The organism is Halorubrum sp. GN11_10-6_MGM (genome assembly GCF_005435165.1).
Classification (GTDB): Archaea; Halobacteriota; Halobacteria; order Halobacteriales; family Haloferacaceae; genus Halorubrum.
In genome coordinates this window covers 1-8408 of record NZ_SGUC01000058.1, presented here as the reverse complement: position 1 = coordinate 8408, position 8408 = coordinate 1, and the positions used below count along the sequence as shown (strand labels likewise).

The following is an 8408-nucleotide window of genomic DNA, read 5'->3' as shown; positions in this document are numbered from 1 at the left end:
GCCCCACCCCACACCGCACAGCACCGCAGCCTCACGCCTCCCCAGCCTCGTCAGTCGCCGTCGCTCCGCTCCGGCGACTGACTCCCTCGCGCGTGCTCCTCGCGCCCTACCGGGCGCTCGCAGGCACGCGCCACCGCAGACGATAAGAGTCGTCAGTTCGTTACCGGATGAACTCGATCGCAGCGCCCTGTCCGAAGCCGACGCAGAGCGTCGCGAGGCCGCGTTCGGCGTCGCGCTTCTCCATCTCGTGGAGGAGCGTGACGGGGAGGCGCGCGCCGGACGCGCCGAGCGGGTGGCCGAGCGCGATGGCGCCGCCGTTGACGTTGTAGCTGTCCGCGTCGATACCGAGTTCGCGCCGCGAGTACTCACACTGGGAGGCGAACGCCTCGTTGAGTTCGACCAGATCGTAGTCGTCGATTTCGGTGCCCGCGCGTTCGAGGAGGCCACGGGTGGCGGGCACCGGGCCGATCCCCATCACGGTGGGGTCGACGCCGGCGACGTTGTTCGTCCCGACCTCCGCGAGCACGTCGAGGCCGTGCTCCTCGGCGAACGCCTTGCTCGTGACGACGGTCAGCGAGGCGCCGTCCGAGATCTGCGAGGAGTTCCCGGCCGTGACGGTGCCGTCGCCGGTGAAGGCGGGCGACAGACCCGCGAGCTTCTCGGCGGTCGTGTCCGGGCGGATCCCCTCGTCTTCCTCGACGAGACCGTCCTCGGTCTCGACGGGAACGATCTCGTCGTCGAACCGACCCGACTCGGTCGCCTCGGCGGCGCGCTGCTGGCTGCGGGCCGCGTACTCGTCTTGCGCCTCGCGGCTCACGTCGTACTCCTCTGCGACCTTCTCGGCGGTCATCCCCATCTGAAGCTGGAAGACGTTGTACTGCTCCGACAGCTCCGGGTGGAGGTGCTGGTAGGAGTCGCCGTCCATCGGGACGCGGCTCATGTTCTCGACCCCGCCCGCGATGATACAGTCGCGGTTGCCCGCGGCGATCGCGTCCGACGCCGAGATGATCGCCTGCATCGAGGAGGCGCACCAGCGGTTGATCGAGGTCGCGGGCACCGACTCGCCCAGCTCGGAGAGGAGGGCGATGACGCGCGCGACGTTGTTGTCCTGCTCGGTCCGCTGCTGGGCGACGCCCCACATCAGGTCGTCGACGTGGTCGCTGGTCAGCCCCGTCTCGTCGAGCGCGTGGTCGATGAGCGTCGTCGAGAGGTCTTCGCTGCGGACGTCCGCGTAGACGCCGCCGTCTTTCCCCTGCGGCGTTCGGTAGGCGGCCGCGATCACCGGCGTGGTCTCGTCTGTCATGAAAGATAACACGACAGACCGCGTATTAAAACGCCGTGGAACGAGCGAGAATCGATCCGAAGTTTATCGTTTATTTTCCAACAGGCTCTCGCCGGTCATCTCGGCGGGCCGTTCGCGGTCCGTCAGGTCCAGCAGCGTCGGCGCGATGTCGCACAGCGACCCGTCCTCGCGCACGCGCTTTCCCCCGTCGTCGCCGTCGGGCGTCAGGTAGACGAACGGCACGGGGTTGAACGTGTGAGCGGTATGGGGATCCTCGGCCGTGCCCATGTCGTCGGCGTTCCCGTGGTCGGCGGTGACGACCGCGTGCGCGCCAGCGTCGGCGACCGCGTCGAGCAGTCGGTCGAGCTGTTCGTCGACGGCCTCGACGGCCTCGACCGCCGCCTCGAAGTCGCCGGTGTGGCCGACCATGTCCGGGTTCGCGTAGTTGAGGACGAGCAGGTCGGGGTCGTCGGCGGCGATCGTCTCGACGGCCTCGTCGGTCACCTCCGGGGCGGACATCTCCGGCTGGAGGTCGTACGTCGGCACGTCCGGGCTCTCGACGATGCGCCGCATCTCGACCGGGAACTCGACCTCGCGGCCGCCGTTGAGGAAGTAGGTGACGTGGGGGTACTTCTCCGACTCCGCGATCCGGAGCTGGGTGCCGCCCGCGTCCGCGACGACCTCGCCGATCGTGTTCGCCGGGATCTCCGGCGGGAACGCGACCGGGAACTCGAACGTCTCGTCGTACTCGGTCATCGTCGTCATCCGGATCGCGGGCTGATCGAGGTCGAACCCCCACTCCGGACGGGTGTCCGTCAGCATCCGCACCAGCTGGCGGGCGCGGTCCGCGCGGAAGTTGAAGAATATCACCGCGTCGCCGTCGGCGAGGGCGGGCTCGTCGGCGACGAGCGTCGGTTCGATGAACTCGTCGGTCTCGCCGCGGGCGTGCGCCTCGCTGGCGGCCGCGACCGCGCTCTCGGCCTCGTGGGGCGCCTCGCGGGAGACGATCGCGTCGTACGCCTTCCGCGTCCGCTCCCAGTTCTCGTCGCGGTCCATCGCGTGGTACCGGCCGGTCACGGTCGCGACGCGGCCCGTCCCGCGCTCGTCGGCCTTCGCCGTCACGTCGGCGAGGAACTCGTCGGCGATCTCCGGCGCCGTGTCGCGCCCGTCGGTGAACGCGTGCGTCGTCGCCGGGACGCCCGCGTCGGCCGCGGCGTCGATCAGCGCGAGCAGGTGTTCCACGTCCGAGTGGACGCCGCCGTCGGAGACGAGCCCCATGAAGTGGACCCGGCCGCCGGTCGAGGCCGCGTGGTCGAGCGCGTCCGCGATCGCGTCGTTGTCGGCGAGCGAGCCCTCGGCGAGCGCGTCCGTGATCCGGGTGTACGCCTGTTTGACGACCCGCCCCGCGCCGATGTTGAGGTGGCCGACCTCGGAGTTGCCCATCTGTCCCTCGGGGAGCCCCACGCGCCGCCCGTGGACGACGAGGCGGCCGTCCGCCCCGCGCTCCGTCGCCGCGTCGAACGTCGGCGTGTCGGCCGCCTTCACGGCGTCGAGGCGGTCGTGGTCGCCGAGCCCCCAGCCGTCGAGGATCACGAGTGCCGTCTCCATACCCGAGCGTGCCGCCGGGCGGGTAACTACCCTTCGGTGGGCGCGACACCGCGCCGATCGACCGTCACGGATCCGGTCGCTCGCGTCGACTTCCGCCGCTCCGTCCCGGGATCGACGTCGCCGGAAGCCAACCTTTTATCCGCTGAACGCTAACCACACGTTAATGGACTCCGCGGTACTGCTCGATCTCCTCGGCAACGAGAACCGGCGGCGCATCCTCCGGCTTCTCGCCACCAAGCCGTGTTACGTCACGGAGATCTCGGAGTACCTGGACGTGAGCCCGAAGGCGGTCATCGACCACCTGCGGAAGTTAGAGGAGGCGGGGCTGGTCGAGTCGACGACGGACGACCAGCGACGGAAGTACTTCCGGATCGCGCGCAGCCTCCGCTTGGAGGTGAGCGTCTCGCCGTACGGCTTCGGCGCGAAGAGCGCCTACCCTGCGAAGAACAGCCTCGACATGTCCGGCCGGTGTCCCCACCTCTCGATCGAGGCGCCCGACGGGTCGGGCTCGACCGGCGACCTCGCGGAGCTCGCCGAGGAGTTCGCTCGGCTCCGGAACCTCGACCGCGAACTCTCGCTCGCCCAGCGGTGGGTTCAGGGACGCGTCGAGGACACGCTCGCCGAGATCGACGAGCGACTGGGCGGACAGGCCGACAGCCGCTTCTTCGCCGCCGTCATCGCCGCGGTGGTCGAGACCGACGGCACGCCCGCGGCGGTCGCCGACGAGGTCGGCGCCCGCGAGTCGACGGTCGAGGGGGCGCTCCGCCGGCTCTCCGACGTCGGCGTCGTCGCGGGCGACGACGCGGACGGGTACCGGGTCCGCTGACCGGCGCTCTCTCCGGGCGAATCCAGCGAACCGGGCCGCTTCCGGAAGCTTTTGGCGCGACGCCGGGAGAGGGCGGACGTGAGCCGTCTCAGAAACCTCTCGCTGTTCCTCGTCCTCGCCGCCGTGTGGGGGTCCGCCTTCGTCGCGATCAAGGCGGGGCTGGAGTACTTCCCGCCGGTGCTGTTCGCGGCGCTCCGGTACGACGTGGCGGGCGTGGTGATGCTCGCGTACGCGGCGTACGCGGTCGACGACCCAATCCCCCGCGGCCGCGACGCGTGGCTGGAGGTCGCCTCCGGCGCCGTGTTCATCATCGCCGCCTACCACGCGTTCCTGTTCGTCGGCGAGACCGACCCAGCGGTGACGAGCGCCGTCGCGGCCGTCATCGTCAGCCTCTCGCCGCTCTTGACCACGGTGTTCGCGCGCGCCGTCCTGCCCGCGGAACGGCTGACCGCCGTCGGCGCGTTCGGCCTCGCGATCGGTCTCGTCGGCGCGGTCGTCCTCGCGAACCCGGACCCCGCGAACCTGACGGGCGGCGGCACGGTAGCGAAGTTGCTCGTGTTGCTGGCGGCGGCCTCCTTCGCGCTCGGGTCCGTCCTCTCCCGCGCCTCCGAGGCCGACATCGAAATCGAGACGATGGAGGCGTGGGCGATGCTGCTCGGCGCCGGCCTCACCCACCTGGTCTCGCTCGCGCTCGGCGAGTCGGTCGCCGACGCGGTCTGGACGACGGAGTCGCTGCTCGCCTTAGGCTACCTCTCCGTCGTCGCCAGCGGGCTCGGGTTCCTCATCTACTTCGACCTGCTCGACCGGCTCGGCCCGATCGAGATCAACCTCGTCTCCTACGTCGCGCCGGTGTTCGCCGCCGTCGTCGGCCTGCTCGTCCTCGGCGAGGCGGTCACCGCCACGACCGTCGCCGGCTTCCTGATCATCTGCGTCGGCTTCGCCCTCGTGAAACGCGACGCGATCCGCGAGGAGCTTCGAACGGCCGGCCTGACCGGGTGAGCGTCGCGGTCGCGCTGGCCATCCTGCGGCCGATTGGGCGAGCGCCGCGGTCGCGTTGGGCGCCCGGCGGCCGACCGCGCGTGACAACCCCTCGCAGACCGTCGGTGGAGTTTATCGGTTCCCCCTCGTCGGCGCCGGTATGTTTCCCGAGACCATCGAAACCGACCGACTCCGACTGGAGGCGAACGGTCCCGAGAAGGTCGACCTCGACGCGTGCTACCGGATCTGCTCGGCCGATACCGGCATCGACGAGATAGCCGAACACGTCACGTGGGACCCCCACGAGACGAAAAGAGAGACGCTGGAGTTCCTCGAACGCGGCCGCGAGCGGTTCGAGGAGGGGGAGGCGGCGAATTACGTCATTCGCCCCCGCCAGGGCGAGGACGGCGCCGGGGAGATCGCCGGCTTCGGCGGCTTCGAGGTCGACTGGGAGAAGCGCACGGCGGTCCTCGGCACGTGGCTCCGCAAGCGGTTCTGGGGTCGCGGCTACTCCGGCGAGCGCGCCGCCGCGCTCGTCGAGGTCGCGTTCGACGACCTCGATCTGGAGGTCGTCGCCGTGGGTCATCACCCCGACAACGAGCAGTCGCGGCGGGCGATCGAGAAGTACGTCGACGCGCTCGGCGGGCGGCGCGAGGGTCGCCTCCGCAACGCGCTCGTCTTCACCGACGGCGGCGTCCACGACGAGGTGCGATACACGATCTCGCAGGCGGAGTGGCGCGAGGCGACCGCCTGATCCGAGGCCGGTTCCGGGACGGCAGGCTCCGGAACGGCGGGTTCCGGGATGGCCGGTTCCGTGATGGCTGGTTCCGGGGTGACCAGCTCGGGAAGACGGTTTCTCGGGGCGACGATTCCGGCCCGAAGGGGCGTTTCAACGCCGAATACGGTTGAATTTCGAACACGTCTCCGACCAACAAACACTTACGGCGCCCGAAACGATACCGGGCGCATGTCCTCGTCACCATCCGGTGGAACGAACGCGACGACGGCGTCGAACCCGAGCATCGCGCGGGAGGCGGCCGGCGGCGCGGTCGCGGGCGTCGCCGCGTATCTCCTCGGCTATCTGTCCGTCTACGTCACGCAGAGCGGGCGGATCGAGGAGGGGCTGTCGGGGCTCAACTTCCTCGCCGAGCTGTTCGGCGGCGACCCGATCTCGGCGTGGCAGGTGTCCGGCTGGATGTTCTACAACGCGCACTTCGTCGAGACCGTGTCGCCCGCGGTGTTCGGCGGGACGTCGTCGCGGAACCTCCTGATGGAGTCCGAGGGCGCGGGGTTCCTACTCCTCGTCCCGCCCGTCCTGCTCCTCGTCGCCGGCCTCGTCGCGGGGCGGGTCGCTGGCGCCGAGTCGCCGCTCGACGGCGCCCGTTCGGGGGCGTTCGTCCTCGCGGGGTACCTCCCGCTCGCGCTCGTCGGCGCCTTCCTCTTCCGGTACGCGGTCGGCGACGGGAGCGTGGCGCCCGACCTCGTCACCGCCGTCCTCCTCGCCGGGGCCGTCTACCCCGGCGTCTTCGGCGCGCTCGGCGGCGCGGGCTCGTCGCTGCTGAGCGACTGAGTCAGTACGCCTCGTCTTCGGGGTCGAACCGGTCGCCGTACTCGCGGACGGGGTCGACGGGCTGCCCCTCGTCGGTCTCGGGCGCGACGTAGTCGATGAACGACTCGACGTCCGGCTCGCGGACGCGCACCTCGACGTCGATCTCGCCGAGCTCGTCCGGCTCGCCGACCGCGAAGTTGACGACGCCTTCGAGCGCCGCCTGCTTTTTCAGCGCGAAGGCGAACCCCTCGTCGGTGCGGTTCTGTCGGAAGACTCGGCGGGCGGTGTCGAGGATCTCCTGTTCGTGGAGGACGTCGGAGAAGGCGTCGAGGCTGTGCGTCTCGGAGACGAGCCGCCCGTCCTCGTGGACCGGCTCGGCGTCGGGGAAGACGTTCCGGACCGCGTCCGCGACCCGGTCGGTGACCTCCGTGTCGTTGACCGGCGCCTCGATCCGGACGTCGACGCTGTAGATCACGTGCCGTCACCCCCGGCCTCGGCGGTCTCGGTGGCGTCGGTCGTCTCGGCGGCCTCGCCGTCGTCGACGCCCAGCACCTCGCGGACGCGCTCGCGGAACGCCGCGAGGCTGTCGGTGTTGTCGATCTCCACGTCCGCCCGCTCCAAGGTTTCGCCGAGGCCGAGGTCGAGCTCGCGTTCGTCGCGCTCGCGGAGCGCCGCCATGTCCGCATCGGAGTCGTCGCGGCCGCGCTCGCCCAGCCGCTCGGCGCGCAGTTCGAACGGGGCGTGGATCGCGACGAGGGTGAAGTCGTCGCCGAACGCCTCGCGGAAGCGTTCGAGTTCGACGGTCGAGCGGAGGCCGTCCACGAGGACGGTGCCGTCGTCGCGGTCGCTCTCGGCGGCCGCCTCCCGGATTCGCGGGAGCGTCCGCGCGGCGATGGCGTCGTCGCCCTCCTCCTCGCGGAGCGTGCCGGCCATCCGGCCGTGGTGTTCCGCCGGGTCGAGCCCGCGGCGGCGGCACTCGGCGCGGATCACGTCGCCCATGACGACGACGGGGATGTCCGCCGCCGCGGCCACGTTCGCCGCCTCCCCCTTGCCGCTGCCGGGGAGGCCGACGGTTCCGATGACGTTCATTACCGGCGGCTACTCCGCTCGCGGACTTAGGTCTGCTGTTGGCCCGCGGGCGGTGCGAACCGCGGGCGTTTTTTAGACTGGGGGATCAGGTGCGAATGAGGGCACGTAGCTCAGCCAGGATAGAGCGTCGGACTTCTAATCCGATGGTCGTGGGTTCGAATCCCACCGTGCTCGCTCCCTTTCCGTTATTTTTCTGAGATGAGATGGCATATTTAAGAGTAATTAGGTGGAATATGGCTGTATGGTTGAATCAGAGTATGTTGAGTTCACGATACCATACCTGCTCAAATTGAAGGACAGTTTTGAAAAGAATCCAGAATGGCGGTTTGAAATCGAGCGAGAAGGACAAATAGCCGAACTTCGGTTTAAGAAAGAAAAGTCGTCTGATTTTGACTATACGGCATTCCCTGAAGGAGATCGCTCTGGGAATCTTTGCTGGACGAAAGTACAAGTTAGATTTCCGGGCGGTTTGAGTCAAGAAAATAGGACGAATGATGGACTATTAATTGAGGCATCTCAAAAGTCGATAAATCGATTTTTAGAAGTCTACCGGGCAGTTATGGAAGACGAATGGATTCGTGATTTAGCTTTCCAGAACATTGTTGAATTTACAGTTTATTGGGGTTTTGATTCAAAAGTCGAGAGTAAGACAGTATATGTTCCCAATGAAACATTTGGTGAATCCGGAATCGATTCTGAGACGAGAGATAAAATACAGATGTATCTCAACGAAGATATCCGCATTAATCCACCTAAGAAGATGGATCTCGACACACAGGAGAAACTACATCGAGGCGAGTACGAGTTAGCAGTTATTAATGCAGATAGAATGTTCGAATTCTGGGCGGTGAATGTGTTTGTGTATTTAAAGGAACTTCGAGGAACTTCATCAAATGAGGCTGTTGAGCTTGTGACAGAAAACAAATTTACCAATGTCATTGGGAGTTTTGTACGTGTTTACCCTGAAGACTCAACAATCGGAGCAGCTTGATCCCGTGAGATCATCTCGTTGTCGCGGACAACTCGCCTGAGTTCGTCGTAAGGATTGCGTCCCTGCTGGCGCCACGTCGCCAGCA

The 8408-nt window shown here is 67.5% G+C and carries 9 protein-coding genes and 1 tRNA gene; 6 read left to right on the top strand and 4 right to left on the bottom strand.

Going from position 1 to position 8408, the window contains the following annotated elements; genetic code table 11:
• Positions 1–160 precede the first annotated feature (160 nt).
• On the bottom strand, positions 161–1303 hold the full coding sequence (locus EXE46_RS15710; RefSeq protein WP_137689284.1) for a thiolase family protein: 1143 nt from the start codon (positions 1301–1303) through the stop codon (positions 161–163).
• 63 nt (positions 1304–1366) lie between these two features.
• Entirely contained in the window at positions 1367–2890 is a 1524-nt protein-coding gene (gpmI, locus tag EXE46_RS15705; protein WP_137689283.1) for a 2,3-bisphosphoglycerate-independent phosphoglycerate mutase, read from the bottom strand.
• 163 nt (positions 2891–3053) lie between these two features.
• Between gpmI and EXE46_RS15700 the strand changes: the two genes are divergently transcribed.
• From EXE46_RS15700 to EXE46_RS15680, 4 genes are all read left to right on the top strand, one after another.
• Positions 3054–3716 carry an ArsR family transcriptional regulator gene (locus tag EXE46_RS15700; RefSeq protein WP_137689282.1) on the top strand — a complete coding sequence of 221 codons (663 nt, stop codon included), beginning with the start codon at positions 3054–3056 and terminating at the stop codon, positions 3714–3716.
• Positions 3717–3794: 78 nt separating this feature from the next.
• Positions 3795–4715 carry a DMT family transporter gene (locus tag EXE46_RS15695; RefSeq protein ID WP_137689281.1) on the top strand — a complete coding sequence of 307 codons (921 nt, stop codon included), beginning with the start codon at positions 3795–3797 and terminating at the stop codon, positions 4713–4715.
• 139 nt (positions 4716–4854) lie between these two features.
• Positions 4855–5448: a GNAT family N-acetyltransferase gene (locus EXE46_RS15690; protein ID WP_137689280.1), complete on the top strand. Its 594-nt coding sequence runs from the start codon at positions 4855–4857 to the stop codon at positions 5446–5448.
• 213 nt (positions 5449–5661) lie between these two features.
• Positions 5662–6264 (top strand): transporter, encoded by a 603-nt coding sequence (locus tag EXE46_RS15680; protein ID WP_137689279.1) that lies wholly within the window; start codon positions 5662–5664, stop codon positions 6262–6264.
• A 1-nt stretch (position 6265) separates the two neighbouring features.
• Here the strand turns inward: EXE46_RS15680 and EXE46_RS15675 are convergent, their stop codons facing one another.
• Complete coding sequence (locus EXE46_RS15675; protein ID WP_137689278.1) at positions 6266–6718, bottom strand: RNA-binding domain-containing protein; 453 nt, start codon at positions 6716–6718, stop codon at positions 6266–6268.
• Positions 6715–7332, bottom strand: coding sequence for an AAA family ATPase (locus EXE46_RS15670; RefSeq protein WP_137689277.1), 618 nt, complete (start codon positions 7330–7332; stop codon positions 6715–6717). Before EXE46_RS15670 ends, EXE46_RS15675 begins: the two co-directional genes overlap by 4 nt.
• Positions 7333–7431: 99 nt before the next feature.
• Between EXE46_RS15670 and EXE46_RS15665 the strand changes: the two genes are divergently transcribed.
• A tRNA-Arg gene (locus tag EXE46_RS15665) sits at positions 7432–7506 on the top strand.
• A 67-nt stretch (positions 7507–7573) separates the two neighbouring features.
• Positions 7574–8323 carry a hypothetical protein gene (locus EXE46_RS15660; protein WP_137689276.1) on the top strand — a complete coding sequence of 250 codons (750 nt, stop codon included), beginning with the start codon at positions 7574–7576 and terminating at the stop codon, positions 8321–8323.
• The last annotated feature ends 85 nt before the right edge of the window (positions 8324–8408 follow it).